Source organism: Methanococcoides alaskense (assembly GCF_027594145.1).
Taxonomy (GTDB): Archaea; Halobacteriota; Methanosarcinia; order Methanosarcinales; family Methanosarcinaceae; genus Methanococcoides; species Methanococcoides alaskense.
Genome location: NZ_JAQFFK010000003.1, coordinates 545,906 through 571,844 on the forward strand (window position 1 = coordinate 545,906; position 25,939 = coordinate 571,844).

The window sequence follows — 25,939 nt, forward strand, 5'->3', positions numbered from 1 at the left end:
TATGCATTTTCTGGAACAACTTTCTTCCTCATCTATGTTGAAATTGCGAAAAAACATGAGCGTTGCAGTCATAATTTAATGGAGTGGCAAATACCTGTGAAGTCAGGACAGTCTTCTTCTGTCGGGTCGGCTATCAAATTCACCTTATTCATATCATCAGGCATGGATTCATCACAATTGTGTGTCCGAATGTCAACTCTCATTTCATAGATAATTAAGCCTGAAAGGCTTTCCTGAATTTGCATTATGTTTCAGGTAAAGCAACTCCAATAGTATTAATTAACAAATTCACTTCCATCTCTTTAATTTTGGAATATTCTGTTGGCTCAGTTCCTTTGCTTCTTCCAAAGACATAACTCCCTCTTTATCTATTGCTTTTGAAGTTTGTTCGATCATTTCTTCCAGAGTAATATCAGGTTGTGTGAACTTCCCAGTCTGATAGCAATAGAGACAATATTCATCATTTTTTATCCCGTCGGCATTAGTTCCAAAATCTTCATCTTTCCCCAAAGGCATTCCGCAGCTCTGGCAGAAAACCATACCTTCGAATTCTTTCATATCCATGTTTTAACCCCACTCATTTAGTTGATCTTCATTGAATCTTTGAACAGTATTCTATATCAATGGCACAGTAGAATGATCTTGTCCATGTTTTATGGATCAATGGATCTTAACAACACTCTTCCCACATCTCCAACCTCAACAGATCGGAATCATCTCTTTTCCCCACATAAAAATGCTTAACAAGATCAACCGTTTTCTTCTTCCCAACAAGACGATAGATTGGCTCTCTTGCTTTAATCCCAATAACTATTCTTTCCTCTATATTCAACTTTATATTTCATCACAAAATTAAACTTAGCATTAACTTTCTTGAGTAAATAATATATGATATACAAAAATTAGCTAATTAGCCTTATATTAGATGAATTATAATTTGTATATAATAAGGGGGTACGTTTATGCAAAGATCAAATTTAGTTGCAGCAGCAGTAGCTGTAGTGGTTTTATTTTGTCTTGTGGGGGTAGGTCTTGTTTATGCCAGTTACTCTCAGCAGGAGAACTATGTGCAATCGACGTCTAATTTTAATGTATCTCAAGCCGTAGAGATCACGATGAAAGATCCGATTGCATCCGATTACATGTCACGTCACTTCAAAGAACCGGATTGGAGGGTAACCAGAACCACGTTTGTCCAGGAAACACCTTACGACCAGAATGGTACTGTTATGCAGGGAAACGATATTTGGAAAGTTGAGATCATGGAACGCAGCTGTTCTTGTCAGAAGATCAGCGATCTGTATGTTCTGGAAGGTTATGTCTCGGCAGATACCGGTGAAGTGCTGGAAATCTCAAAACAGATAGTTTCAGAGAGTGAATATGATAAACAGACATGTGCTACGACAGTATGCCACTAAATCGATATTGACCTTATTGATACTTCTGCTTGTCATTTCAAGCATTATGCCTGCTTCAGCAGCCCGATCAGACGAAGTGTTGGTTGAATATTTCTACGAGGATGGCTGCCTGAAATGCCAGCAAACATCTCCTGTCATAGATTCGGTGATCGGCAGGCTTGAAAGTATCAATTACACAAGTCAAAACGTAGCGACCTCCTACAGTATCATGAAAGGATACGGAGTATACACTGTTCCTGCTATTGTCATAAACAAGAGTACGGTTATCGCCTATTCCGATTACGATGGGGATGATGTATTACTTGAAAGCCTTCTGATAGAAGCTATTGAGAACGCACCGGTAATTCCTGCCAATGGTACTTTACCCTTAGCCAAAAATGTTGATGGAAGCGTTACTTCCTTTAAACTCTCACCGTTAATTGTATTGATCACAGGCCTGCTCGCCGGCTTCAATCCCTGCCTTCTCGCGGTGATGGCATTCTTGGCTTCGGTCACGATATCCTCCAACGGTGGAAAGAAAGAAATGCTGGTGGTCATCGGTGGTTTCTGCGCTGGTATATTCACCACTTACATGATATTCGGAATAAGTTTCCTGAAAGCCGTTACTATCTTCCCCGGATCAAGGGACTCCATCACATTGTTCATGACGGTGTTGATAGGGGTACTCGGTATCTGGCACATCTATGACGCATACCACCTCAAGTGTCACTCAAGATCGACCTTCAAAACACCGGGTTCAATAGTATCTTTTATGGATAGCATACACGGGAAGAATGCTCTTGCTCTATCGTTCTTTGCAGGCGGTTTATTCTCATTGGTCAAAGCTCCATGTGTAGGTGCAGTTTATCTTTCTATACTGGACATGTTAATAGCAAGGACAAATCTGCTGGAAGGAGCTGTATATCTCTTCCTCTACAATTTCGGAGTCGTGCTTCCGGTGTTAGGCCTGGGTGTATTTCTGGCGTTCGGGATGAGTCCTGAAACTATAATGCAATTCAGGGAGAAAAGACGCTCTGGGATAAGGTTTGTTACAGGTGTTGTATTGTTATTACTTGCTCTGCTCTTGTATTTCAATGTTATCTGAAAAGAGTTGGAGGTAGTTAGGTCTGCTTGACCTGTCTTCAACTTTCTATTTTGATTTAGCTTCCTATTCCCTTTTTTTGCAAGATCAACCATGCAACCAGAACCAGGGAACTACACCCAAGAGCGATCGATCCAAGTACGTGTATCTTGTCTGCCCATTCATGGGAGATGAGCCACATTCCAATGGCACCCATGGTGAAATATGTGAAGATGAGCAGAGAAGAAGCTGAACCCGCATATCTATCAACCTGTTCAAGCACAAGGTTGTTGCTAGGGGGACGGCTCAAACCGATCGAGAATGTAACGAGGAACATGGGAAGAGCAAAACCCCAGGGGCTTTGATGTTTGTTCATTATGAGGAAAAGTCCACCTAGTAAAATGCCTACAAAACCGAACGTCATCAGATGCTTTGAATTGATGGATCTTGTTAACCGAAGGCAAAAAAAGGATCCCATCATCAGGGCAAGGGCATTAAAGGCAAAAAAGTAGCTATATTTCTGTTCGGTCAGGCCGAATCCATTTATGTAGATGGCAGAAGAGCCTGCAATGAAGCTGTACATTGGAAAAAGAGTTGCTGAAACGATAAAGACCATGACAACATAGGATGGGTTTAGCATCAACCGGCCATAAGCATGCATGACCCTGGAAAGAGGGGCATTGGATGTATGGGGTAGAGTTTCTGGAAAGCGTATGACCCCAAAAAGCCCGATAACTCCCAGAAAACCCTGAATAATGAATATCCAGGGCCATGAAAGATTTACCAGTATCCAGCCGCCGAGGACCGGAGCCATCATTGGGGCAAGGGCCATGATGATCGCTATGTGAGCAAGGATCCTTTCTCTCTCCTTTCCAGAAAATATATCCTTGGTCATAGCCATGGACAATGATGAACTTGCTGCTGCTCCTGAAGCCTGAAGTATTCGAAAGATTATCAGCATTTGAGCACTGGTAGCAAGAGCACAGAGCACGCTTGCAAGTATGTACACACCAAGTCCAAAAAGCAAAGGGCGACGGCGGCCAAAACGGTCTGAGATCGGACCGTAGAAGAGAAGAAAGAACCCAAACGTGACAAAAAAACATATCAGGATCAGGTTAATATAAGCAAGGGAATGGTTCCAGGTCTCCGCAAGTAGCGGGATGGCTGGTAGGATCATGTCAGTCGAAAGTGCAGGAAATGCCGTTAGAAGTGCAAGGAGAGGCACTGAACCCTTTAACTTCCCATCTATGCTGCTTTCTCTTTGTTGAAATGACATTGTTACATCCTTTAACTTTATTTGTGGTCTATAGGTCTGATGGTGTTTGTTCTTCCTTTTAATATAAACAAGTAGCATCGAATATAAGCCCCCAATTTTATTTATATAATTATGGCTTCTAATGCTACATGGAGAACTACATGAAAAAAGCGATCTTCAGGGACCTGTTAATCTTTGTGCTAGCACTGATCGTGGCAGTACAATTCTGGGAAAACAACCTTTTGCTAACCTTTCTGATATTATCGATATATGGCATACGTGAATATTTCTGGTCTGAGAAAGGGGATAATATTGTATTTGTATCCGGTGTCATCATTGGATGTAGTGCAGAGTTCATCGGCACTTATCTCGGGGTCTGGACATACGCTGCTGCTTTTTTCTTTAACATCCCACTCTGGCTTCCATTTGCCTGGGGTCTGGTGTCAGTTATTATTATCAGAGTATCCCGTCCATTTGTCGGGGAATGATGCCCTTAAGAGTTGATTAATATCTCTCTGTCTCCTTTTTTCTTTTCCAACAATAACTGATTTAAACTATCATTTACGATGCTACTCCATGAACTGCTCTGGATCATCTGTAAAGATCCCTGAACTTATGATGGGTGTCAAGAATCGTGCAGCTCTGGCTGCGTGCAGGGACTATGCAGACGGGGTCTACTTCTCTATCGACAGGTTCAGTCTCAGGGCAAGGGCATGTGATATTACTCTTGATGGTCTCAACGATTTTATAGGGGATATCAAAGAGAATGACCTCAATGCTTATCTTGCGCTGAACACGGTTATCTATCCCGATGACATTGATGATCTTGATGTCGTTATCGATTCTGTAGCATCCTCGGATGTGGATGCTGTCATTGCGTGGGATCCGGCAGTTATTACAAAGGCAGTTGATGCCGGTCTGAGGGTTCACATATCTACTCAGGCGAATGTATCGAATTGGCAGACAGTGGAATTCTATGGTTCCCTGGGGGCTTCCCGGGTCGTTCTGGCAAGGGAGCTCAGTATGGAGAACATAAAGGAGATTCGCCGGAACACCGATATTGAGCTTGAGGTTTTCATTCATGGTGCCATGTGTCAGGCTATCTCAGGCAGGTGCTACCTTTCCGCTTATGTTCTCGGCAAGTCCGCTAATTGTGGTGAATGTTCCCAACCGTGCCGATGGGGTTGGAAACTTGTTGGTGAGGATGGCAGCGAGGTCGACCTTGAAGGGAAATATCTGTTAAGTGCAAGGGACCTGTGCATGATCGAACACATCCCTGAGCTGATCGATGCTGGTGTGGATGCTTTCAAGGTCGAAGGCAGGTTGAAGGATGCGAGATATACATCTACGGTATCCCGCTGTTATCGTGAAGCCCTCGATTCCTATTGTGATGGTTCGTACACACTTGAAAAAGCGAGGTCATGGAAAGAAGAGCTGGCTTCGGTCTTTAACCGTGGCTTTTCCACAGGGTTCTACTTCGGGGTACCCGGTCCGGATGGTATTTCCATCGAATCTGATATGAACGTATCAACTACCAAAAGACATGCTGTAGGCGTGGTTATCAATTATTTCCGGAAGAGTGGGGCGGCAGAAGTAAAGCTTCTAGAAACGGGTCTCGCTGTTGGAGACCACATTATCATCGAAGGCAAAAGTACATACTTTGAACAGGATGTCACTGAGATAAGGTCGGATGAAGGTCCTGTCCTATCTGCATCCTCAGGGGATGTCGTGGGAATTGCTGTCAAGGATAAGGTGCGTGAAAATGACAGGGTCTACAGGTTGGAGATCCCGGACTGAATCCTTTTTTTCAAAACATTTATAATCTTTAATATATTTATACATATTAATATTTCTATTTGAATTCTCGGGGTGTAAATATATGGATGAATTTATGCAGGCAGCAATAGATGAAGCGAGATCGGGACTTAATAGTGGTGGCATTCCCATTGGTTCGGTTCTTGTAAGGGATGATCTAATTATCGGTAAGGGTCACAATTTACGTGTCCAACAGGATGATCCAATGGCACATGCTGAAATTTCATGCCTCAGGGATGCCGGACGGGTTGGGAGCTATCGCGATTCAATTCTTTATTCCACTTTGATGCCCTGCTATCTTTGTGCCGGTGCTGTAGTACAATTTGGCATAAAAAAGGTAATTGTTGGCGAATCCAGGACCTTCTCAGGAGCAAGGGAATTTATGGAATCCCATGGGGTTGAAGTGGTCGACCTTGACCTTGATGAATGTGTGGCAATGATGGATGATTTTATCAGTAAAGAGCCGGAACTCTGGAACGAAGATATTGGAAAATGATCTTAACATGATCTGCTATGGTGTTCGGTGTAGTATCCTGCCCCGGTATGTCATTTAGTGGATCTGGTTCGCAGAGATCTATTGTAGTGATCATGCTGAAATTTAAAATGGCTGCAAACGAATAAATATCTTGCATTCTATTTTTTAATGATCACAGTCAATAGCTCCTGATATTTCTATCAGAAAATGTATAGTCGTTGTTTCAACCAATTTTTTAGTAATGTAGGATGAGTATTATATGGCAGCCCCAATTGCAGAAGAACTTGCAAAAAAGCAGCAAGCAATAAGTGTTGCAGAATTCTTTGAGAAGAACCGGCAGATTCTTGGTTTTGACTCTGCTCCGCGTAGTCTTATAACTACCGTAAAAGAAGCAGTGGACAATTCCCTTGATGCATGTGAGGAAGCAGAGATCCTTCCTGATATCTTGCTTCATATCGAGCGTGTCGGAAAGGATAATGTAAGTGTTATAGTAGAGGACAATGGTCCTGGTATCGTTAAAGAGCAAATACCCAAGGTATTTGCCAAGTTGCTCTACGGCTCACGTTTCCATGCACTGAAACAAAGCCGGGGTCAACAGGGTATTGGTATTTCAGCTTCTGTCCTTTATGCACAATTGACATCAGGTCATCCGACAAGTGTCATTTCCAAGATCGGTCCGGATTCCCCTGCGCATCACTATGAAGTAATGATAAATACCAGTACCAATGACCCTGAGATCCTTCTTGATGAGGTGATCGACTGGGATAGGCCGCATGGTACTCGTGTGGAGCTGGAAATGGAAGCGTCTTATGTAAAGGGACGCAGACAGTCCATCTATGAATATCTGAAGGCAACTGCTATCGTTAATCCTCATGCACGGCTCACTTTGATAGAGCCGGATGGCAATGAGGTCATATTTGATAGGGCTACCGACAAGCTTCCAATTCCTGCAAAGGAAATATTGCCGCATCCTCATGGAATTGAGCTTGGTACTCTCATGAAGATGCTGCGCTACACCGACCGCCAGAAATTAGCTCCGTTCTTACGCTATTCGTTCTCCAAGATAGGTCTGCTTACAGCCGAGGAGATCTGCAAGGCAGCGGGACTTGATACGGAGATGGTACCTTCGGAGCTTACAAGGGACCAGACAAAGAAATTACTGGATGCCTTCAAAAAAGTGAAGATCATGGCGCCACCGACGGATTGTCTTTCTCCTATTGGTGAGGAACTCATCTACAAAGGTCTTGAAAAGGAGTTCAATGTTGATTTCATTGCAACGACCACTCGTAGCCCTTCTGTATTTTCAGGCAATCCTTTCGTTGTGGAGGTCGGTATCGCATACGGTGGTGGTCTCCAGAAAGATGATCGTATTGATATCATGAGATTTGCAAACCGTGTTCCCTTGCTTTATCAACAGGGTGGATGTGCCTCGACCCATGCTGTCGAAGGCATCAAGTGGAAACAGTATGGTCTGAACCAGCCCGGAGGCGGAATGCCCTCAGGTCCGGTTGTCCTGCTTATCCATGTGGCTTCTACGAACGTACCGTTCACATCAGAATCCAAGGATGCCATTGCTGATATTCCTGAGATAAGGGATGAGGTGGAACTTGCAATTAAAGAGGTCTCGAGGAAGATGAACCGTTATCTGAATCGACAGGTCTCACTTAAGAAAAGGCGTGAGAAGGAGATCATCATCACTAAGGTATTGCCTAAGATGGCCCAGAAACTTGCGGATACACTTGAGCGTGATCTTCCGGACATCAATCCGGTAGTCGCAAAGGTAATGGGTAATCTTCTTGTTATGCGCAATGTGGAACATGGGGCTAACGGGGATGCAGCGGTCACAATTAAAGTGAAGAATTTTGGCAGTAAGCTTACGGAGTTCAAGCTGCACGATATGCTTCCTTATGAGATAAGTGATGTATCGCCAGAACCAAAGGTGATCTCCATGGGCAGTGATTTTGATTATGTATGGGCTATGAAGGTTTCTCCTGAAGGCTCTAAAGCGATAACATATTCGTTGAGTTCCATGAGCGAGGACGAGATAAAGAGGCTACCTCAATTGATCGTTGAAGGTCTGGATGAAGAGCTGGTCACAGGTGCGAAAGCTATCAAAGGGTTGATCTGAAATGGTAGATACTATTAATTCCAATTACACAGAGCAGAAAAAACAGAACGACCATCTGGCAAAGAACAGGCTGATGGGCTTAGCAGAGGGGCTGTACGACCAGTTCATTGATGAGACCGTTCCAAACGTGTCTATATCCAGCCGTACCAAGAACAATATCGAATACAGTAATGAGAGTGATGTGTGGGTATATGGTGATAAGGAAACCCAAAGGACCGCAAAAACGGTCAAAGGGGCTTTCCAGTTGCTTAAGACCGTACATTCCATCGATTTCCTTGTGAAGAACCATCTGGCACAGGACCGTGGTTCGACCTTAAGGGAGCTGTACTATATCTCCGAGAACTGGGATATTGCTAAATTCCGCGAGCAGGCGGAGAGCAATCGCCTCATTGAAGACCTTGAGATCATCACGTCCCTTCAGAGGGAATATTTCCATATGCGTCCTGAAGAAGATGGTGCGACAATGTTCGGTCCGATAAGGATACGAGAGGAGACCAAACGTGGCTCCCGTATCATTCACTGTCAGGAAGATATCGGTGAAAGTGGCTATCAGATCCCTTTCAATGTGGAGAACATCGAGTTCCTTGACCACGATGCCAAGTTCATCATTGCCATAGAGACTGGTGGTATGTATGCAAGGCTTATTGAGAACGGCTTTGATGAGAAGTACAATGCTATACTTGTACACCTGAAAGGACAGCCTGCAAGGTCAACACGCCGTCTTATCAAGAGGATGAACGAGGAGCTTGGTATCCCTGTCGTTGTCTTCACTGATGGCGATCCCTGGTCTTACAGGATCTTCGCTTCAGTCGCATACGGTGCTATCAAGAGTGCCCATCTTTCAGAGTTCATGGCAACCCCAGCTGCAAAGTTCATTGGTGTTCAGCCAACGGATATCGTTGAGTATGAGCTTTCAACCGATAAGCTGACTGACAAGGATATTGATGCTCTCAGAAGTGAGCTTACAGATCCGAGGTTCGCAAACGATTACTGGAAAGAGCAGATAAGCTTACAGCTTAGTATCAAGAAAAAGGCGGAACAACAAGCTTTTGCCGGAAAGGGTCTTGATTTTGTAACTGATACGTACCTGCCGAACAGGTTGAGTGAGATGGATATTATATGATCCTCTCATATTTTTTTTGAAAATAATTAGGATCTGCGCCCCCCTCAAATTGACTAAAACACAATTTTGACATACTTGTCAATTTTGTGTGTCAATAAAGAAAATGGCGAACAGAAAAAATAATATAACTCTTATGCCTAATTTATTGCTTAGGTGGGGATGGATTTTAAATACATCAAAGATCTCAGCAATATAGAAATTAGCAAAATAATACTAATACTGCTCCTAATTGGCTCAATGTTGCTTGCAGGGGGATGTATAGATTCAAAAGAACCCGATCAGCAGATCGGTGAATTGAATTTTATTCTAGTGCCTGAAAAGACACAGGTACAGGAAGGTGAAATTTTCAAAATTCACTTGATGTTAACAAACGTTGGTAACAAAACTATCAATGTGTGGAAGATGGAAGAACAAGTGAGTTATGATATTAATTTCTTATTTCCAAATGGTTCTAAAGTGCCATATGAATGTGGAGTAATTTCAAGAGTGCCTTTAAATAATGATGATCTTGTTGAACTCCATCCTGGTCAATCTCTTAATGCTACCTTTAATTCAAAGTGTTGGAACTTGGATAATGGCGAGTATATACTTAATGCCGTATATCACACTTCAAGGGGTGAATCAATTACAAAACCTTACTGGATTGGAATGGCAGAATCCAATAACTTCACCATAGATGTCGTGAATGGGAAAGAACCCATTGAATTGGCAGTTGAAGATGTCGATAATACTACGGGGAAAATAAATATTGCTGTAAGTGGTGAACTTGAATTCTTAAGCTATGAAGATCTGAGCGATCGGTCTGATATAATTTTAATAGGTACGGTCAAGGAAGTACTTCCAAGTAAATGGAACACTGCTGACGGAATGAGGCCAACCGATGATATCTATGATCTGGGTTGGCATGATGTTCTCTATACTGATGTCATTATCAGTGTGGGTGGCTATCTCAAAAATCCATTGCCAGAAAAAGAAGTTATAGTTAGAATACAGGGTGGAAGTGACGGTTACGTTTCCATAGATGCGGAGGATGAAGCATCTTTTTCTCCCCTGGAAAGGGTTTTCCTTTACCTGAATAATGACACATGGACTGATACCAAAGATTTTGGTCCGGAACACTTTGTGGTCACTGGTGCTTCACAGGGCAAATTTACGCTGACCGATGATGGACGAGTTACTCAGTTCGATAGATCCCTTACTTTGGACGAACTTCTGGAGACTATCTGATCGATGTAATATTAACCGGATGAAATTGTATGCTTTCATCCACTTATACTTCATTTATGTGTGCTGATCAGTAGGGGCTAAATTATTATGACTGCATGAGCTTCCCTTAAAAAAGATGTAGAAAAGAATGTATAAGAAAAAAATAGAGGTTTTAGAGTGTCCTGCCTTTCAGGATCTTCTCTATGACAGGCTTGTTCTGAAGACCGTCTGTCATCCTTGCTTTGTCTATCCACATATCAGAAGCGGACTGTAATCCTGCTGACTTGTGTGGCATATACTCGATGCCATCAAGGGCAGGTAGTTCATTGCTTAAGGATGGTGGAATGTGAAGGCCAAGGTTCGTTTCCCCGACAGTGTGGAGCATTTCCTTGTTTTTGAACTCAGGGTTTTTTGCTGTTGATTCCTTTTCTTCCATGGGTGTGGATTAGTTTGCTAAGTACTAAAACGTTTCTCAATGGAATGACAAGTTATATGTAATCCATTAAATCTAATACACACAAAAACCATTATTCCCAAAAGGAGACTAATTTATTGACAACTGTTCTCGGTATAGAAGGCACAGCCTGGAATTTAAGCGCAGCAATTGTTGACGAAGATGATGTTATAGCAGAGGTGACTGAGACATATCGCCCAAAGACCGGAGGTATTCATCCAAGGGAAGCTGCACAGCATCATGCTTTGCATGCATCGAATGTCATTGAAAGATTACTGAAGGAATATAGGGATAAAGGTCATTCTCCTGAAAATATAGATGCTATTGCATTCTCACAGGGGCCGGGTTTGGGGGCATGTCTGAGGACAGTTGCGACATCTGCAAGGGCGCTGGCATTGTCGCTGGATATTCCGCTTGTGGGTGTGAACCACTGTATAGGGCATGTTGAGATCGGACGCTGGAAAACACCGGCAGTTAACCCTGTGGTGCTGTATGTCAGTGGCGGGAATTCGCAGGTGCTTGCCCACAGGGCTGGCAAGTATAGGATATTCGGGGAAACCCTTGATATCGGCATAGGGAATGCCCTCGATAAATTTGCAAGGGGCGCAGGGCTGACCCATCCGGGTGGTCCCAAGGTGGAAGAGTATGCCAGGAAAGCTACTAATTATGTGAAAATGCCATATGTTGTAAAGGGTATGGATTTCTCATTTTCAGGGCTATCCACGGCTGCAACGGATGCTTTGAAGGATAATTCTCTTGAAGATGTCTGTTATTCTTTCCAGGAGAATGCTTTTGCAATGCTTGTGGAGGTGACCGAGCGTGCACTGGCCCATACTGGTAAGAGCGAAGTGCTTCTTGCAGGGGGTGTGGGTGCGAACATGCGGCTTCGTGAGATGCTTGATCTCATGTGTGAGGACAGGGGTGCGAGCTTCTACGTGCCTGAAAAACGTTTCATGGGTGACAATGGTGCCATGATAGCTTATACAGGTCTGTTGATGTTCAATTCAGGGACCACTTTACCGATCGAAAGTTCTCATGTGGACCCGAGCTTCAGGCCGGATACTGTCGATGTGACCTGGATAACTGATGAACAGGAGGTTCTGTGATGTATCTTCAAAGCGGAGCTGAAGCTGTGGTTTCCCTTAAAGACGGTTATATCATCAAGGACCGTATCCCCAAAAGATACAGGGTTGCGGAACTCGACGAGAGGATACGCAAGGAAAGGACGCGTGCAGAAGCTCGATTGATGTCAGATGCAAGGCGTTGTGGAGTACCTACTCCGATAATACATGATATTTATGATTTTACCATCGAAATGGAATATATCGATGGCAAACCTGTAAAATATGTTATTGATGAAACGATGTGTAAGCTTATGGGCAAGCTTATCGGAAGGCTTCACAGTGGTGGTATCATCCATGGGGATCTGACAACTTCCAATATGCTTTACAGTGGTGATCGTATCTACCTTATCGATTTCGGGCTCGCATATGTGGATGGATCGGTCGAATCGAGGGGTGTTGATATCCATGTTCTGTTCCAGACACTTGAGAGCACACATTCGGATCATGAGGAATTGATTAAGGCCTTCAGCCGTGGTTACAGGATAACCCTTGATATGGCGGATGAAGTGCTGGATAGAGTTAAAGAGATTGAAAAGAGGGGTCGTTATGCGTGAAATGGTATTTGTGACAGGAAATAAAGGTAAGTTCAGTGAGGCAAAAGAGATACTTGCAGCCAAGGACATTGAACTTATTCAGAATAAGGGTGGCTATCCTGAACTTCAGGAAGACGAACTTGAACCTATAGCTGCATATGGTGCAAAATACTGTGCTGAAAAGTTAAAACATCCTGTAATGGTGGATGACTCGGGTCTTTTCATCAATGCACTGAATGGTTTTCCGGGTCCTTATTCCGCATTCGTGGAAGAAAATCTTGGTAATCAGAGGGTCTTAAAGCTCATGGAAGATGAGACTGAACGGGGTGCTGTTTTTAAGTCGGTCATCGGCTATTGCGAACCCGGGGGGGAACCTGTGACCTTTACCGGTACCGTCGAAGGTGAGATCGCCTACGAAGAGCGTGGAAGTGGTGGCTTTGGTTACGACCCTATCTTCGATTATAAAGGTCAGACGTTCGGCGAGCTTGGTACCGAGGAAAAAAATAAGATGTCTCATCGCAAAAGGGCATTGGACAAGTTCTTCGCCTGGCTTGACTGAACCCATGATACTGCAATTTATAGGTGGATGATATGAACTCCCTTCAACGCTTCTTAGCTGATACTCGGGGTGTTGACACTATACCGTTGAAGATGGTGTTCTATCTTTCAATTGCAGGCATGATAATACTGATGACCGCATTTTCGTGGAACAACATTTTTCCTGTGATCGATGATGCTCATGTGGACAAACAACTCGAGGATGTTGGACTCGTTATTTCATCTATTCAGAATGGTTATGCCAGGGATATCTCAAGTAATGATGTTGCAGGCATTATGGGTGTCCTTGATCTTTCATTGCCGGAACATGTGGAATATGTCTCATTCGGTGTCGATCCTGATCCGGATATGGATGGTAATCTTACCAATACGGCATGGGCATTGGAAAAGAACACCATTCTTTGTAGCTATTCCGAAGGTTTCAAAACACGTGTTCATATCGATGGTGACGCTATAGAGTTCAGGAAAGGGATCTCCAATGACGGAGGCGTTTGGGTCATTGATGATGACGGCTCTGCTTCAGGTCATGACAAGGGTGTCGTGCTCGAAGGGCCGATCTCAGGGGAATTCGTATTCGAACTTGTGTTCGTAGAAGGTGAGGGCAAATACACCCTCACCCACTTTTAATAACCGTTTTACTCGATAAAGCGCACAGAGTTCTCAAGCACTTTCTTTGCCTGTGACTCAGTTAGTCCTGCACCCATGGCGATCTTGAGTGCAGTCTCTTTTGTGATGAGATCTTCCGGACTGTGGGTGTCCGTATTGACCACCATGGTCGCACCAACTTCTGTTCCGAGCCTTGCAACGTGTCCGTTCGTTCTGTTGTGACCGTTCCTTGCGGTTATCTCAAGGCAGGTCCCATTGTCGGCAGCCATCTGTGCTTCTTCCTCGGTGATAAAACCGGGGTGTGCAAGAATATCAACATCCTCACAGGCAATTGCTGCAGCGTTCGTACCAGGTGCAACAGGTTCCACCGGGCTTTCTCCGTGAACGACAACTATCTCTGCTCCAAGTTCCCTTGCCATCTTTGCAAGAGACGCTATCTTATCAGGGTGTACGTGTGTTATCTCAACTCCGGGGATAATTCTGATGTCCATGACCTCTTCCATGTATTTTGCTTTCTTGATGCATGAGAGTATGTGTTCCACGTTGGTAAGATCAGCATGGTCTGTAATCCCGATGCCTCTGTATCCAAAAGTAACAGCTCTTCGTACAAGTTCACTTGGAATAAGTTCTCCATCACTGAAAATGGTGTGTGTGTGTAGGTCGATCATGTACTCACCTGGGATTTTTATTGTATGAATTATGAATTAATTTTTGTTTTTAATGTCCTGTTCATATGAATCGTTTGTGTACGAACAGTATTCTTATCAATGTTTATATAAGGTTTGCTGACAAAACTTAAATTGTTAATTATCAGATAATTATCTATATTTCTATTACTCTCCGAATTGACCAGAAGTTTTTGGGAAGGCTGAACAAATTGACAAGAATTCGAAGATTGGTTCTGGATGTATTAAAACCCCATCATCCCTCTACTATCGAACTGGCTGGAAAGTTGAGTGTTGTTGATGGTGTTACGGGTGTGAATATAGGTCTGTATGAGGTTGACCAGAGGACAGAGAACATCAAGATCACCATCGAAGGTGATAATATTGAATATGAAGTGGTAAAAAAGGAGATCGAAAAACTTGGAGCGGTCATTCACAGCATAGATGAGGTCGCTGCCGGCTCGCTCCTTGTGGAAGAAGTGGAAACCCTTCAGGATCGCTGAAGGATATCACCTTATTCTTCATTCTTCTTTTTTTGATCCATCAGGCGCATAACGTCCAATGACAATTGCAAAAGCAAATTCCGGTTTAACGTCTACTATCTTTATACGGACGTTCTCTCCTTTTTTAACTTCGTCCTGCATAAAAACGACAAAGTCTTCAACAAAGGCTATACCGTTCCCTTTTGCTCCTATCTTCTTGATGGTGACATCGAACTTATCATCGATCTTCAAGGGGGCTGTAAGGAATTTCTTACCGATGACATAGATCTCTGCACTCTCTGGCCTTGAGGCTTTTGGTGAGAACGCACGGGTGTACGTGAAACTGTCGCGAACTTTGTCCATGTATTCTTTGAACATATCACCCTGAAATACTTTCACAATAAAATGTCCCTTTGGTTTAAGGATCTTCTTTGCACATTCAAGGGCAGATGTGGTAAGGTCGATGGAACGTGCATGGTCAAGGCTCCAGTTGCCTGAAAGGTTTGGTGCAGCATCACATATAACTACATCAACGCCTCCTTCACCTACCAGTTCTATTATCTTTTTGATCGTTTCGTCAGATGTGATATCTCCTTTGATGGTCTCCACACCTTCGATCTCCTTTATGCGGCGAAGGTCAACTCCTACTATCTTTCCGCCGGAGATCTTCTTGGCGACTTCCAACCATCCTCCTGGAGCGGCACCCAGGTCCACGATAGTATCGCCTTCTTTGATCACTTCATGTTTTTCATTGATCTGGAAAAGCTTGTAGGCTGCCCTTGAGCGGTAGCCTTCATCTTTCGCTCTCCAATAATAAGTATCTCTTCTATCCCTTGCCATGTCTATCTGACCTCTCATCGCATGCAAACATCAAATATCTTGTGCTGTACCAAGGGAATCGATCTGTTTGCTAAGTGCTAATATGTCGTTCTCCATATCTGCAATACCGCCTTCGAGCCATGAATCATAATCGTAGTAAACATTCAGAAGCTCGCTGTATTGACGTTCAAGTGTCGGAATGTCCAGACTACCTTCCACATTCTCTGAACATTTGTCTATATTGTTCTTTAGTTTCGTGAATCTTGCTTTTAGTCTTTCGGAATTCTTTCGTGTGAGCTTTTTCGAATCAATTTCGCACCTGTCCGGTTTCAGTATGGCTATTACTTCGCTGAGTTCGAATGGATGTTCAGGAAATGGATCCGGTCCAAGGATATAGAATTCCCTGCCCTTTTCCACATTCTCCGAATATATGTCTATATTGTGCCTGAGTTCCATGAGTCTTGCTTTTAGCCTTTCGGAATATCTCTGTGTGAGCTTTTCCGAATCAATTTCGCGCTTGTCAAGTTTCAGTATATCTAATACTTCGCTGAGTTCGAACGGATACTCAGGAAATGCATTAGGCCCAAGGATATAGAACTCCACGTCCTCTTCACATTTGTCATATTCTTCACTTAGCTCTTCTGAAGAGATGGTCTCAAGAAGATGTTCTAAAACAGCCTTTTCACACATTATCTCAATTTCTTCATGCAAAGGCTCATCTTCATCCCTTTCATAGGCAAGCTCTTTCACAACATTGATCACTTCTTCATGAGTTGCTGCACCAAGGGCACCTACGATCCCTTCGAGTTCTTCCGGCTCTATCATGTGAACATCTCTCATAATCTATAACGACGGCAACTAAAAATACTTCTCAGAATATTGTCGGTGTCATGTTTTTCTATCCTTGCATCAATGTTCCTTTCCATCAGCGGTATCTCGATATTCATCTCATCCACTATGTGGTCGGCAAGGACAATATCGCCGCAGAGGAACATCATATCGATGTCTACCACAGAACTTGCAAGCAGATCTTTCAGTGCACTTCTGACCTTATCTGCGTGGTGTGCAATATCTTCATCCCGAAGCCTCTCAAACCGTCTCTGGCTAAATCCGCCTTTTGTGTGTTTTGCCTTGACACTGCTTCTTATGACCATGTCCTCATCAAAGACGGTCTTATCTGATGTTATTCCTATAAGCGATTCTCCTGCATGGGCTGCAAGTACACAGACGGTCATTTCCCGGTCCAACAGCTTTGTAAGTGGTCCTACATTGAACGAGCCGGCGATCTCCACTAAACTTTCGGTTATAGGTATGGGGGGTACTATTACCTCACATACCATCTTCATATTGTCGTAGAACAGTGCATATCCTGTATTGGAATTTATCTTTTTGAGCAACTGCAATGTATCCTGGTCGAGATATTTTGTGAGTTTTCCCTGTATCACGTTGGCCTGTACCTGTTCATATGTCATGTATGCAGTGATGAACGGATCGTTGCCGGAAGTTATGGATGCTAACCTTTCGATGTAAGGTTCGAAAGACGATGGTGTTATCTCTTCAATAAGGGTAAATGAGTTCTCATTCGTTCCTTTGTTCCTGAGCTCTTCAAGTTCGTAAGTAAGTGTCTCTATACGTACATCAGCCTCATTCAGCTTCTGTTCAGCTTCCTGTTTTGCGGCAATGGCCTTTTTTGTGTTGGTTTCGTTCTTTTCAAGTCGATTTTTGTCGATTTCCATCTCAAGTAGATGTGACTGTAGCTTCTCTATCTCATTCTCCAACTTCTCTTTTCCTGAATACCGGCTGAAAAGGGAGTTCAGGTTCTCCACCACTTTTTTCTTATCATCCATTTGACTCAAGTTAAGTTCTCCATAAATAAAAAATCTGTCATATATCCTTAAAACATTCAGTAAGGTACTTATTACTAGAATACAAATCCTGTCTGATGAATACCTCACGCCATCCTACCATGTGGATAAAGGGGCAGAAAAGTGCCTCTCTTTCCGGAAAGACGATAGTTCTTGCAGTAACAGGCAGTATAGGTGCAGTAAGGGTCATAGAACTTGCACGTGAACTCATTCGTAATGGTGCAGATGTCTATGGTGTGATGAGCGAGGCTGCACAGCATATAATCCATAAGGATGCGCTGCACTATGCAACAGGACATGAAGTGATCACTGACCTTGCCGGTGAGGTCGAACATGTGAAGTTCTGTGGTGCTGAAGGTTGTGCCGATCTTCTACTGATAGCACCGGCAACTGCCAACACTATTGGTAAGATGGCAGTTGGAGTGGATGACACTCCTGTAACTACTTTTGCGACCACGGCCATAGGTTCCGGTATTTCGGTAATAGTTGTACCTGCTATGCATAATTCCATGTATGAACATCCGGCAGTGATGGAAAACATCGATAAGCTAAAGAGCTGGGATATTTCATTTGTTGGTCCTCATCTCAGTGAGGGTGTGGCAAAGATAGCATCGAATGATCAGATAGTGCTTGCTGCGGAGCGTGTTCTTGGGGATAGTGTCCTTTCAGGTAAAAAGGTGCTAATTACGAGTGGAGCGACAGCAGAATCCATTGATCCTATCAGAATTGTCACCAATCGTTCTTCAGGTGTCACTGGCAGAGAGATCGCACTGGAATTCTATCGCAGGGGTGCAGATGTTACTGTGGTCCATAGGGGCAATCTCGAGTTTGATGGTATCAGCGAGATACTGGTGGAGAATGCCGGTCAGATGGTGGATGCTACATTAAAGGAACTTGAGCACGATTATGATATGCTTATCAGTGCGGCAGCGATATCTGATTATACCATTGATGCCAGGGATGATAAGATCAAGTCCGGTGGTGATCTGTCATTGAAGTTCAGGAGCACCCGTAAACTTATACGTGAGGTGCGTGATGCTTATCCAGATATCTCTGTAATTGGGTTCAAGGCAGAGGCATACATTTCTGAAGATGAGCTTATTGCCCGGGCAAAAGATTCGATGAAGGATGCGGATCTGGACATGGTCGTGGCCAATGAGGTCGGTACCAGCGGCATGGGTACAATTGAGAACGATGTCTACATAATACCTGCTGAGAATGGTGAGATCACTCATGTCAGTGGGAGCAAAAGACTGATAGCTGAAGCATTGGCGGGTAATATAGAAGATATGTTGACCAAAAGGGAATTAAATGTCCACTGAGGGTCCTGTTGGAAGGGCTTTTGCTCCGGGACATATTACCGGTTTTTTTGAGATCCACGATGACCCTCTGCCTCAAAAGCGCGGTTCTACCGGCTGCGGTCTTGTTCTTGATGGGGGTATTGAGACCACAGTTTCTGAAAGTATGGATAGGACGGAAATCATCCTTGATGGTATCCCTGTGTTAGCAGAGACCACGAGGGCTGTTGTGGAACAATTAGTTGATTTCCCGGTCAAGGTCAGTTGTACCTCCTCTATTCCGATCGGGTGTGGTTTTGGTGCTTCCGCCGCAGGTGCGCTGAGCGTGGCCTATGCATTGAACGAAGCCTTCTCTCTGGATCTTACTTCTAATCAGTTGTTAGAGACCGCTCATATTGCAGAGGTCACGAATGGAAGTGGGATGGGTGATGTTGAAGGTCAGTCACAGGGTGGGATTCCCATCCGTCTGTCTGCAGGCTGTCCTCCGCATGGTAAGCTTGACAGGGTCCCCTCTCCTCCTTTCGAGATCATCTGTGTTGTGTTGGGTGAACTCTCCACCGGTTCTATTCTTGAGGACAGTGCTATTATGCGTGAGATCAATTCTGCTGGCAGGGAAGCTTTGCGCTCGTTGCTTTCAAGGCCTACGCTGGAGAATTTCATGGAACTCTCGAAACAGTTCACATTAAGATGCGGGCTTTTCAGTGACTGCTTGTTGGATGCTATGGAAGCTGTGGGTGCTATTGGTGGTATGCCATCACAGGCAATGCTGGGGAACACTATTTTTGCGATTTCAGGAAAGGCTTCGAGAGAGGAAGTGATGGGATCCCTTAAGGAGTTCGGTGATGTCATTACCTACAATGTTGGTTCTTGTAATCTCCTTCCTTTGGATATTTGATCTCAGTACTTTCTGTTCGCAACATTGAAGAAGACCTAACAACTATCGGTGTATATATTATAATTCAGTTTTATTCTATAAAAAAGGAGCAAAGATTATGGTAATGGAAGATGATTGGGATCCCAAAGGCCCAAAAAGTACTAAAGACCCACAGATGCCGGAGATAAATATCCCTCCGATGGTGGCAAACATCCTTCGTGGTGGTGCAATAGTTCTTGTGATATTGCTTATCTTTTCGGCAGTGTTCGGATCTATATTCGTTTCAATTGGTGCAGGACAGGTCGGAGTGAAGTTCAGTCAGTTCGGTGGTGTAATGGATGATGAACTTGGTGAAGGTTTGCATATTGTACCTCCCTGGGTAAGCGTTACAAAGTATTCTGTCCGGAGTGAGATGTATACAATGAGTGCCAAAGCTGCAGAAGGTGAAGTTGTCGGAGATGACCAGATAAATGCATTGACCATTGAGGGATTGACACTTGGGCTTGATATATCTGTCAGGTACAGGCTTGTTGCAGATGATGCAAGCGTTGTTCATTCTAAACTGGGTACTGCTTATGCACAGAAGATCATCAGACCTACTATCAAATCAGTTATAAGGGAAGTTGTTTCCGGTCAAACTGCCATGGCCATATATGGTGAGCAAAGGGACCTTGTGGCTACTGAAATGCAGTTGGAGATGGAAAAGGCTCTAGTTGCCGATGGTATAATAGTTGAAGAGGTTCTGCTCAGGAATGTCCAGCTTCCAACAAAGATCGCTGATGCTATTGAATCCAAGCTTCAGGCGGATCAGGATGCTCAGAGGATGATCTTCGTGAAACAGAAAGAGCAGCTCGAAGCTGAAAGAAGGATCATCGAAGCTAATGGTATCGCCAATGCTACGATCGTTGAGGCAACCGGTGAGGCAGAAGCTCTGCGTCTGGTCAATCAAGAACTTGCAAAGAACCCGAAGCTTATCAACTACAAGTACATACAGATGCTTGAGAGTCAGGAAGTGCAGACCTTGATAGTACCTTCGGACCAGGGAATTATCCTTGATGCTACTGCCTAAGATATGTGGTAAGTATGAGTGATATTCCTAAAGATCACCCTCGCTACGCTTCCCTTATGACAAGGGAGCGTATAGTCGAGGGTGTAGATATTGGAATTACCAGTCAACAGGGACTGGTTGCACAGGGCAGAGGTGAGTGTTTCGACTATCTTGTTGGTGAGAGGACCACCACCTCTGCTTTTCTGGCAGAGAAAGTAGCTGTCTGTATGCTTCTTCTTGCTGAGCGTCCTATCCTTTCTGTTAATGGAAATGCTGCGGCCCTTGTGCCGGAGTTCCTTGTGGAGTTTTCTGAACTTGTCGATGCTCCGCTTGAAGTGAATCTGTTCCACCGCAGTGATGAACGCGTGGAGCGTATAATCTCTCATCTTAAACAAAAGGGTGCTTCTGAGGTGCTTGGTGGGAAGGGGGATGCAAGGCTTTCTCTGGACCATGGCCGAGGGATCGTGGACTCGGATGGTATTTACAATGCGGATGTCGTGCTTGTACCTCTTGAGGATGGTGACCGATGTCAGAAACTTGTTGATATGGGTAAGACCGTTATCGCCATAGACCTGAATCCGATGTCACGTACGTCCCGGGCCGCAAGTGTGACCATTGTTGATAATGTTGTCAGGGCGCTTGCAAATATGGCCGGACTTGCGATCGAACTAAAAAAGCTTGATCTTCTTGAGCTTCAGAAAATAGTGGACGAGTATGACAATGGCAGGATATTGTCAGAAGCTGTTCTTGAGATACGTGACATGCTCGATGGTATGATCACTGATATGTGAGGTTTGTATGGTCCTTATTGAAAGAACACGTAAGTTCGTTGCGGATGTGCTTGCAGATGAGCCAAGTTCTCATGAGATGTCTCACATTGAACGTGTGGAATCCACTTGTATGGTGATACAGAGTGAGGAAGGTGGTGACCTTCAGGTCATACGTCTTGCAGCTTTGCTCCATGATGTGGGTGTGGTGAAAGAGCATCGTGAAGGTGGCGACCATGCTGCTCATAGTGCTGAGATGGCGTATGATCTTCTCATGAAGGAAGGCGTTGAGCTGTCGGTCGTCGATCATGTCGTTTCCTGCATCCGTACACACCGGTTCAGTCGGGGGCACAAGGCCGAATCGCTCGAAGGGCAGATATTGCAGGATGCCGATCGTATCGATGCTCTTGGAGCTATCGGGATATTCAGGGCGGTAATGTCAATGGGTGCTTTGCGTAGCTTGAAACATTCCAGCGGGGTCGAGAAAAGTTCATCACGGAATGCTTATGCAGCAGATCCTCTGGATGGCTTTGCTGAATATATGGAAATGAAACCTTTTAAAATAATGGATGGCTTAAACACTACGACTGCAAAGACGATTGCAGCGGACAGGCTCAGGATAATGCATCAATACCTTGATGCACTTGAGGCCGAAACATCGAACAAGTAACAGGTATAGTGATCATATGGCGGATATTATAATTAAGAATGGTTATGTTCTGACAATGGACCCTGAGTTAGGGGACCTTAAAAACGGGGTTGTGGTTATAGACGATGGCAGTATAGTCGAGGTTGCCGAGTCAACTGAAGCTACAGCAGATACTGTTATCGATGCACGTGGCGGCGTCGTTATGCCGGGTTTTGTTAATACTCATACCCATGCAGGAATGACGCTTTTCAGGGGTTATGCAGATGATCTTCCGCTTGCGTCCTGGCTTCAGGACCACATCTGGCCGGCAGAAGCTGAGCTTACTGCATCAGACGTGGTCGCAGGTACGAACCTTGCATGTCTGGAAATGATCAAAAGCGGAACCGTGGCCTTTGCAGATATGTACTTCTTCATGGAAGAGGTCGGTACGGTCGTGGAGTCTTCAGGCCTAAGGGCCGCTCTTTCCTATGGTATGATCGAACTGGGGGATGCTGAAAAGGGGAAGAACGAACTTAAGAAAGGTAAAGGGTTTGTGAACGAGTGGAACGGGAAGGCGGACGGAAGGATCTCTGCAATGTATGGTCCGCATGCACCCAATACCTGTTCAAAGGAATTCCTCATTAAAGTAAAAGAACAGGCTGTCGCAGATAATGCTAAGATACATATTCATGTGCTTGAGACCGAGGCTGAACTTAACCAGATGAAGGAGCAGTACGGCATGTGTTCTGTTAATATGCTGGATAGTATCGATTTCCTTGGACCTGATGTTCTTGCAGCACATTGTGTCTGGCTCTCTGATGGGGACATGGACATCCTGGCCAACAATAATGTCAATATCTCACATAATCCGGTGAGCAATATGAAGCTGGCATCAGGTGTCGCACCGGTGACGAAGTTACTTGATAGGGGGGCAAATGTCTGTCTTGGTACTGATGGTTGTGCTTCCAATAATAATCTCGATATGTTCGATGAGATGAAAACTGCCACATTGTTGCAAAAGGTGGATACAATGGACCCAACTGCACTTCCTGCGAGGAAGGTGCTTGAGATGGCCACTGTCAGTGGGGCAAATGCACTTGATATTAAGAGTGGGATGTTGAGGAAAGGTTATAATGCAGATGTTATAATTGTTGACATGAACCGATCACACCTGACTCCGTTGTTCGATGTACCTTCACAATTGGTATATTCGGCAGGTGGGAGTGACGTGAGGACTTCTATTGTTAATGGTAAGCTTCTTATGGATGATCATAAGGTGCTTTGCATGGACGAGCAGAAGATCATCGATGATGCTAAAGAGGCGGCTTCCGATCTGGTGGCAAGGGTCGATGCCAAGAACTGATACGGTCCGTTTTGTTATACAATATTTGAATTTATACTGGAGATATAAATATGAGTGATAAAGATCTGATAGAATCCGGTGATATGAAGATCGGGTGGGTGCGCAGTCACATGCCTGTACTTTCTATCATTCGTGAGAACTTCGAACGTGAACAGCCTTTGAAAGGACATAAGATCGCAATGGCGTTGCATGTCGAAGCAAAGACAGCTGCTCTTGTGGAGGCACTTGCCCTCGGTGGCGCTGAAGTGGCTATTACAGGTTGTAATCCGTTGAGCACACAGGATGATGTTTCAGTAGCTCTCAATACGCGTGATAATATCAAATGCTATGCAAAGTATGATTGCTGCAGTGATGAATATTATGAGGCTATCAATAAAGTGCTTGATATGAAACCTGATATCACTATTGATGATGGTGCAGACCTTATCTTCAAGCTTCATACCGAGCGCACAGATCTGCTCTCTGGACTCCTTGGTGGCTGTGAGGAGACCACTACCGGTATTCACAGGCTTAAGGCAATGGAGAATGATGGTGCCTTGAAGATGCCTGTTGTTGCGGTAAACGATGCAATGACAAAATTCCTTTTCGATAATAGGTATGGTACAGGTCAGTCATCATGGGATGGTATCATGAGGACCACCAATCTTCTGGTTGCTGGAAAGACCGTCGTTATCGGTGGATATGGCTGGTGTGGTAAGGGTGCTTCCCTGCGTGCTTCAGGACTTGGTGCGGATGTCATTGTGACAGAGATCGACCCTATTCGTGCACTCGAGGCTCGTATGGATGGTCACCGGGTCATGTCCATGACCGAGGCTGCAAAGTATGGTGATATATTCGTCACAACTACGGGTAATGTCGATATCCTTTCAAAGAAGCACTTTGAAGTAATGAAAGATGGTGCAATTCTTGCAAATTCAGGTCACTTCAATGTGGAGATCAATCTTGAGGAGCTGACTGCCATGGCCAGTTCTGTAAGGACGGTCAGGAAAAATATCAAGGAGTACAATGTTGCGGGTAAGAGAATCAACGTTCTTGCAGATGGCAGACTTGTAAATCTTGCAGCAGGCGATGGTCATCCTGCAGAGGTCATGGATATGAGCTTTGCAAATCAGGCGCTTTGTGTCAAATATATTGCTGAGACCAAACTTGAGAATGGTGTACATCCTGTGCCTCATGATCTTGATATGTATGTTGCCGAATTGAAATTGAAATCAATGGGCATTGAAATTGATAAACTTGAACCTCATCAGACCGAATATATGGAAGGATGGGAGTGCGGGACATAATTGTCCTGTAATTATTTTTTTTAATTGTTTTTTCTTTTTATTGTTTTGATCAGTATGTTCAAAATTTAAAATTTCAGTGTATATATCTTCTTTTTTGATACATTCAAGTCATTTGTTGGTGCTTTTCGGGGTCAAAGCTTATATAATGAGAGGCATATAATGGAAATCCCGAGAATGCAATATTCTAACTCTCTTTGCGGTTATTGGTGCAACTTTATCTGTAAGTTGTTATTCAGGCTGAATAGTACTTTGCAAAGATCTGGTTAGTGCGTTATCGGTCTGATATATGCGCTTGATGTTGATAAGGGCCGAATGTTCAATAATTCCATATGAAAATGGGTTAACTTTGTAAAAAGTGAAAATAATCCTATAAATATGTATTGATAATTTCATACCTCTTTCATTTATATTTCAATATGTATTTTGTATTTGTGGATCAAGTATGTTCACTCCAAAAATATACGCAACGTGCAATAGGAATGCTTATATACTAGTGTTCCCTTGTTACCTCGCTGTATGACGTGGCATTTATGGTGCCAGTGCAGTAGTCGCCGTGGGCTTGTAGCTTAGTCAGGCAGAGCGTCTGGCTTTTAACCAGACGGTCTAGGGTTCAAATCCCTACAAGCCCGCCAGCAATTCATGGATATATTGCTTGCATATTTTTTAGGAGGAGTAAATTTGAGTAAGTTCAGCCTGCTTGACCACGAATTAATCCCCCATCATGAAGTTATGGATGAGGATGATCTGAAAACTGTCCTGGCACATTATAATGTTGAAAGGGAACAGTTACCTAAGTTGAAAGTAACAGATCCTATCGCACTTGAAATTGGTGCGGAGCCTGGCAATGTTGTGAAGGTTATTCGCAAAAGCCAGACTGCAGGTGAAGCACTGTATTACAGATATGTAATAGAGTGAAACGAGGTTTTAATATTTGAAATATCTTGTTTATTCTTTATCCACTTATTTTGGTTGCTTTTTAATGCATTGTTTCGAGGGTGCATTCGACCGAGTTGATACTGTGACTGCCTATATGGTCGCAGTGACCGTTAATTCCACTAATTTTTCTTTCTAAAATCCAATTAATTAAAA

At 43.9% G+C, this 25,939-nt stretch carries 28 protein-coding genes and 1 tRNA gene; 22 read left to right on the forward strand and 7 right to left on the reverse strand.

The features are described 5' to 3' along the window. Positions 1-288: 288 nt before the first annotated feature. Positions 289-564, reverse strand: coding sequence for a zinc ribbon domain-containing protein (locus PBV53_RS06565; protein WP_270096355.1), 276 nt, complete (start codon positions 562-564; stop codon positions 289-291). Positions 565-962: 398 nt separating this feature from the next. Here PBV53_RS06565 and PBV53_RS06570 point away from each other — a divergent pair, with 398 nt between their 5' ends. Then, complete coding sequence (locus PBV53_RS06570) at positions 963-1,418, forward strand: hypothetical protein (protein WP_270096356.1); 456 nt, start codon at positions 963-965, stop codon at positions 1,416-1,418. Further along, positions 1,381-2,502 carry a cytochrome c biogenesis protein gene (locus PBV53_RS06575; RefSeq protein WP_270096357.1) on the forward strand — a complete coding sequence of 374 codons (1,122 nt, stop codon included), beginning with the start codon at positions 1,381-1,383 and terminating at the stop codon, positions 2,500-2,502. The genes PBV53_RS06570 and PBV53_RS06575 overlap by 38 nt, the downstream gene beginning before the upstream one ends. A 55-nt stretch (positions 2,503-2,557) precedes the next feature. On the opposite strand, the gene PBV53_RS06580 is transcribed toward PBV53_RS06575, so the two are convergent. Next, complete coding sequence (locus PBV53_RS06580; RefSeq protein WP_270096358.1) at positions 2,558-3,754, reverse strand: multidrug effflux MFS transporter; 1,197 nt, start codon at positions 3,752-3,754, stop codon at positions 2,558-2,560. Positions 3,755-3,894: 140 nt separating this feature from the next. Between PBV53_RS06580 and PBV53_RS06585 the strand changes: the two genes are divergently transcribed. The 6 genes from PBV53_RS06585 to PBV53_RS06610 all read left to right on the forward strand — a co-directional run bounded on the left by PBV53_RS06585 (position 3,895) and on the right by PBV53_RS06610 (position 10,501). Continuing rightward, the gene (locus PBV53_RS06585) at positions 3,895-4,221 is read left to right on the forward strand and encodes a hypothetical protein (RefSeq protein ID WP_270096359.1); all 327 of its coding nucleotides are present in this window, start codon (positions 3,895-3,897) and stop codon (positions 4,219-4,221) included. 88 nt (positions 4,222-4,309) lie between these two features. Continuing rightward, on the forward strand, positions 4,310-5,530 hold the full coding sequence (locus tag PBV53_RS06590; RefSeq protein ID WP_270096360.1) for a peptidase U32 family protein: 1,221 nt from the start codon (positions 4,310-4,312) through the stop codon (positions 5,528-5,530). 82 nt (positions 5,531-5,612) lie between these two features. Beyond that, positions 5,613-6,044: a nucleoside deaminase gene (locus PBV53_RS06595; protein WP_270096361.1), complete on the forward strand. Its 432-nt coding sequence runs from the start codon at positions 5,613-5,615 to the stop codon at positions 6,042-6,044. Positions 6,045-6,282: 238 nt separating this feature from the next. Continuing rightward, positions 6,283-8,151: a DNA topoisomerase VI subunit B gene (locus tag PBV53_RS06600; protein ID WP_270096362.1), complete on the forward strand. Its 1,869-nt coding sequence runs from the start codon at positions 6,283-6,285 to the stop codon at positions 8,149-8,151. A gap of 1 nt (position 8,152) precedes the next feature. Next, positions 8,153-9,274 carry a DNA topoisomerase IV subunit A gene (locus PBV53_RS06605; RefSeq protein ID WP_270096363.1) on the forward strand — a complete coding sequence of 374 codons (1,122 nt, stop codon included), beginning with the start codon at positions 8,153-8,155 and terminating at the stop codon, positions 9,272-9,274. A 159-nt stretch (positions 9,275-9,433) separates the two neighbouring features. Further along, the gene (locus tag PBV53_RS06610; RefSeq protein ID WP_270096364.1) at positions 9,434-10,501 is read left to right on the forward strand and encodes a hypothetical protein; all 1,068 of its coding nucleotides are present in this window, start codon (positions 9,434-9,436) and stop codon (positions 10,499-10,501) included. Between the two features lie 151 nt (positions 10,502-10,652). Here the strand turns inward: PBV53_RS06610 and PBV53_RS06615 are convergent, their stop codons facing one another. Further along, the gene (locus PBV53_RS06615) at positions 10,653-10,916 is read right to left on the reverse strand and encodes a hypothetical protein (RefSeq protein WP_270096365.1); all 264 of its coding nucleotides are present in this window, start codon (positions 10,914-10,916) and stop codon (positions 10,653-10,655) included. Between the two features lie 116 nt (positions 10,917-11,032). Here PBV53_RS06615 and PBV53_RS06620 point away from each other — a divergent pair, with 116 nt between their 5' ends. Genes PBV53_RS06620 through PBV53_RS06635 form a run of 4 tightly spaced genes read left to right on the forward strand, consistent with a single transcriptional unit; the run spans position 11,033 to position 13,776 of the window. Next, positions 11,033-12,040, forward strand: a complete 1,008-nt coding sequence (locus PBV53_RS06620; protein WP_270096366.1) for a bifunctional N(6)-L-threonylcarbamoyladenine synthase/serine/threonine protein kinase — start codon at positions 11,033-11,035, stop codon at positions 12,038-12,040. Beyond that, positions 12,040-12,612, forward strand: coding sequence for a Kae1-associated kinase Bud32 (locus PBV53_RS06625; RefSeq protein ID WP_270096367.1), 573 nt, complete (start codon positions 12,040-12,042; stop codon positions 12,610-12,612). The genes PBV53_RS06620 and PBV53_RS06625 overlap by 1 nt, the downstream gene beginning before the upstream one ends. After that, complete coding sequence (locus tag PBV53_RS06630; protein ID WP_270096368.1) at positions 12,605-13,150, forward strand: XTP/dITP diphosphatase; 546 nt, start codon at positions 12,605-12,607, stop codon at positions 13,148-13,150. The genes PBV53_RS06625 and PBV53_RS06630 overlap by 8 nt, the downstream gene beginning before the upstream one ends. 32 nt (positions 13,151-13,182) lie before the next feature. Further along, on the forward strand, positions 13,183-13,776 hold the full coding sequence (locus tag PBV53_RS06635; protein ID WP_270096369.1) for a hypothetical protein: 594 nt from the start codon (positions 13,183-13,185) through the stop codon (positions 13,774-13,776). Positions 13,777-13,784: 8 nt separating this feature from the next. On the opposite strand, the gene PBV53_RS06640 is transcribed toward PBV53_RS06635, so the two are convergent. Further along, a complete protein-coding gene (locus tag PBV53_RS06640) occupies positions 13,785-14,423 on the reverse strand; it encodes a histidinol phosphate phosphatase domain-containing protein (RefSeq protein WP_270096370.1) in 639 nt (212 codons plus the stop codon). Positions 14,424-14,632: 209 nt separating this feature from the next. Between PBV53_RS06640 and PBV53_RS06645 the strand changes: the two genes are divergently transcribed. Then, positions 14,633-14,923 (forward strand): DUF211 domain-containing protein, encoded by a 291-nt coding sequence (locus PBV53_RS06645; protein WP_270096371.1) that lies wholly within the window; start codon positions 14,633-14,635, stop codon positions 14,921-14,923. A gap of 18 nt (positions 14,924-14,941) precedes the next feature. Here the strand turns inward: PBV53_RS06645 and PBV53_RS06650 are convergent, their stop codons facing one another. Genes PBV53_RS06650 through PBV53_RS06660 form a run of 3 tightly spaced genes read right to left on the reverse strand, consistent with a single transcriptional unit; the run spans position 14,942 to position 17,568 of the window. Continuing rightward, a complete protein-coding gene (locus tag PBV53_RS06650; protein ID WP_270096673.1) occupies positions 14,942-15,742 on the reverse strand; it encodes a 23S rRNA (uridine(2552)-2'-O)-methyltransferase in 801 nt (266 codons plus the stop codon). A gap of 30 nt (positions 15,743-15,772) precedes the next feature. Continuing rightward, on the reverse strand, positions 15,773-16,546 hold the full coding sequence (locus PBV53_RS06655) for a DUF7109 family protein (protein ID WP_270096372.1): 774 nt from the start codon (positions 16,544-16,546) through the stop codon (positions 15,773-15,775). 11 nt (positions 16,547-16,557) lie between these two features. Then, on the reverse strand, positions 16,558-17,568 hold the full coding sequence (locus PBV53_RS06660) for a Vms1/Ankzf1 family peptidyl-tRNA hydrolase (protein WP_270096674.1): 1,011 nt from the start codon (positions 17,566-17,568) through the stop codon (positions 16,558-16,560). A 95-nt stretch (positions 17,569-17,663) separates the two neighbouring features. On the opposite strand from PBV53_RS06660, the gene coaBC reads away from it, so the two are divergent. The 9 genes from coaBC to PBV53_RS06705 all read left to right on the forward strand — a co-directional run bounded on the left by coaBC (position 17,664) and on the right by PBV53_RS06705 (position 25,765). Further along, positions 17,664-18,908 carry a bifunctional phosphopantothenoylcysteine decarboxylase/phosphopantothenate--cysteine ligase CoaBC gene (coaBC, locus tag PBV53_RS06665; protein ID WP_270096373.1) on the forward strand — a complete coding sequence of 415 codons (1,245 nt, stop codon included), beginning with the start codon at positions 17,664-17,666 and terminating at the stop codon, positions 18,906-18,908. After that, positions 18,898-19,779 (forward strand): pantoate kinase, encoded by an 882-nt coding sequence (locus PBV53_RS06670; protein ID WP_270096374.1) that lies wholly within the window; start codon positions 18,898-18,900, stop codon positions 19,777-19,779. Before coaBC ends, PBV53_RS06670 begins: the two co-directional genes overlap by 11 nt. Positions 19,780-19,876: 97 nt before the next feature. Then, the gene (locus tag PBV53_RS06675; RefSeq protein WP_270096375.1) at positions 19,877-20,827 is read left to right on the forward strand and encodes a prohibitin family protein; all 951 of its coding nucleotides are present in this window, start codon (positions 19,877-19,879) and stop codon (positions 20,825-20,827) included. 14 nt (positions 20,828-20,841) lie between these two features. Continuing rightward, positions 20,842-21,597, forward strand: coding sequence for a 4-phosphopantoate--beta-alanine ligase (locus PBV53_RS06680; protein WP_270096376.1), 756 nt, complete (start codon positions 20,842-20,844; stop codon positions 21,595-21,597). A 7-nt stretch (positions 21,598-21,604) separates the two neighbouring features. Continuing rightward, positions 21,605-22,243: an HD domain-containing protein gene (locus PBV53_RS06685; protein ID WP_270096377.1), complete on the forward strand. Its 639-nt coding sequence runs from the start codon at positions 21,605-21,607 to the stop codon at positions 22,241-22,243. A 16-nt stretch (positions 22,244-22,259) separates the two neighbouring features. Then, positions 22,260-23,564 carry an amidohydrolase family protein gene (locus PBV53_RS06690; RefSeq protein WP_270096378.1) on the forward strand — a complete coding sequence of 435 codons (1,305 nt, stop codon included), beginning with the start codon at positions 22,260-22,262 and terminating at the stop codon, positions 23,562-23,564. Between the two features lie 50 nt (positions 23,565-23,614). Continuing rightward, on the forward strand, positions 23,615-24,850 hold the full coding sequence (locus tag PBV53_RS06695; protein WP_270096379.1) for an adenosylhomocysteinase: 1,236 nt from the start codon (positions 23,615-23,617) through the stop codon (positions 24,848-24,850). A gap of 555 nt (positions 24,851-25,405) precedes the next feature. Further along, positions 25,406-25,482, forward strand: a tRNA-Lys gene (locus PBV53_RS06700). 46 nt (positions 25,483-25,528) lie between these two features. Further along, positions 25,529-25,765, forward strand: coding sequence for a DNA-directed RNA polymerase subunit H (locus PBV53_RS06705; protein ID WP_270096380.1), 237 nt, complete (start codon positions 25,529-25,531; stop codon positions 25,763-25,765). The last annotated feature ends 174 nt before the right edge of the window (positions 25,766-25,939 follow it).

Bases quoted from the DNA above. Each gene is read 5' to 3' on its own strand.
- PBV53_RS06670 (WP_270096374.1), top strand. From the start codon at position 18,898: ATGTCCACTGAGGGTCCTGTTGGAAGGGCTTTTGCTCCGGGACATATT.
- PBV53_RS06675 (WP_270096375.1), top strand. From the start codon at position 19,877: ATGGTAATGGAAGATGATTGGGATCCCAAAGGCCCAAAAAGTACTAAA.
- PBV53_RS06650 (WP_270096673.1), bottom strand. From the start codon at position 15,742: ATGGCAAGGGATAGAAGAGATACTTATTATTGGAGAGCGAAAGATGAA.
- PBV53_RS06565 (WP_270096355.1), bottom strand. From the start codon at position 564: ATGGATATGAAAGAATTCGAAGGTATGGTTTTCTGCCAGAGCTGCGGA.
- PBV53_RS06600 (WP_270096362.1), top strand. From the start codon at position 6,283: ATGGCAGCCCCAATTGCAGAAGAACTTGCAAAAAAGCAGCAAGCAATA.
- PBV53_RS06655 (WP_270096372.1), bottom strand. From the start codon at position 16,546: ATGATAGAGCCGGAAGAACTCGAAGGGATCGTAGGTGCCCTTGGTGCA.
- PBV53_RS06625 (WP_270096367.1), top strand. From the start codon at position 12,040: ATGTATCTTCAAAGCGGAGCTGAAGCTGTGGTTTCCCTTAAAGACGGT.
- PBV53_RS06685 (WP_270096377.1), top strand. From the start codon at position 21,605: ATGGTCCTTATTGAAAGAACACGTAAGTTCGTTGCGGATGTGCTTGCA.
- coaBC (WP_270096373.1), top strand. From the start codon at position 17,664: ATGAATACCTCACGCCATCCTACCATGTGGATAAAGGGGCAGAAAAGT.
- PBV53_RS06695 (WP_270096379.1), top strand. From the start codon at position 23,615: ATGAGTGATAAAGATCTGATAGAATCCGGTGATATGAAGATCGGGTGG.
- PBV53_RS06635 (WP_270096369.1), top strand. From the start codon at position 13,183: ATGAACTCCCTTCAACGCTTCTTAGCTGATACTCGGGGTGTTGACACT.
- PBV53_RS06690 (WP_270096378.1), top strand. From the start codon at position 22,260: ATGGCGGATATTATAATTAAGAATGGTTATGTTCTGACAATGGACCCT.
- PBV53_RS06585 (WP_270096359.1), top strand. From the start codon at position 3,895: ATGAAAAAAGCGATCTTCAGGGACCTGTTAATCTTTGTGCTAGCACTG.
- PBV53_RS06630 (WP_270096368.1), top strand. From the start codon at position 12,605: ATGCGTGAAATGGTATTTGTGACAGGAAATAAAGGTAAGTTCAGTGAG.
- PBV53_RS06660 (WP_270096674.1), bottom strand. From the start codon at position 17,568: ATGGATGATAAGAAAAAAGTGGTGGAGAACCTGAACTCCCTTTTCAGC.
- PBV53_RS06615 (WP_270096365.1), bottom strand. From the start codon at position 10,916: ATGGAAGAAAAGGAATCAACAGCAAAAAACCCTGAGTTCAAAAACAAG.
- PBV53_RS06580 (WP_270096358.1), bottom strand. From the start codon at position 3,754: ATGTCATTTCAACAAAGAGAAAGCAGCATAGATGGGAAGTTAAAGGGT.
- PBV53_RS06590 (WP_270096360.1), top strand. From the start codon at position 4,310: ATGAACTGCTCTGGATCATCTGTAAAGATCCCTGAACTTATGATGGGT.
- PBV53_RS06605 (WP_270096363.1), top strand. From the start codon at position 8,153: ATGGTAGATACTATTAATTCCAATTACACAGAGCAGAAAAAACAGAAC.
- PBV53_RS06610 (WP_270096364.1), top strand. From the start codon at position 9,434: ATGGATTTTAAATACATCAAAGATCTCAGCAATATAGAAATTAGCAAA.
- PBV53_RS06680 (WP_270096376.1), top strand. From the start codon at position 20,842: ATGAGTGATATTCCTAAAGATCACCCTCGCTACGCTTCCCTTATGACA.
- PBV53_RS06595 (WP_270096361.1), top strand. From the start codon at position 5,613: ATGGATGAATTTATGCAGGCAGCAATAGATGAAGCGAGATCGGGACTT.
- PBV53_RS06640 (WP_270096370.1), bottom strand. From the start codon at position 14,423: ATGATCGACCTACACACACACACCATTTTCAGTGATGGAGAACTTATT.
- PBV53_RS06575 (WP_270096357.1), top strand. From the start codon at position 1,381: ATGATAAACAGACATGTGCTACGACAGTATGCCACTAAATCGATATTG.
- PBV53_RS06570 (WP_270096356.1), top strand. From the start codon at position 963: ATGCAAAGATCAAATTTAGTTGCAGCAGCAGTAGCTGTAGTGGTTTTA.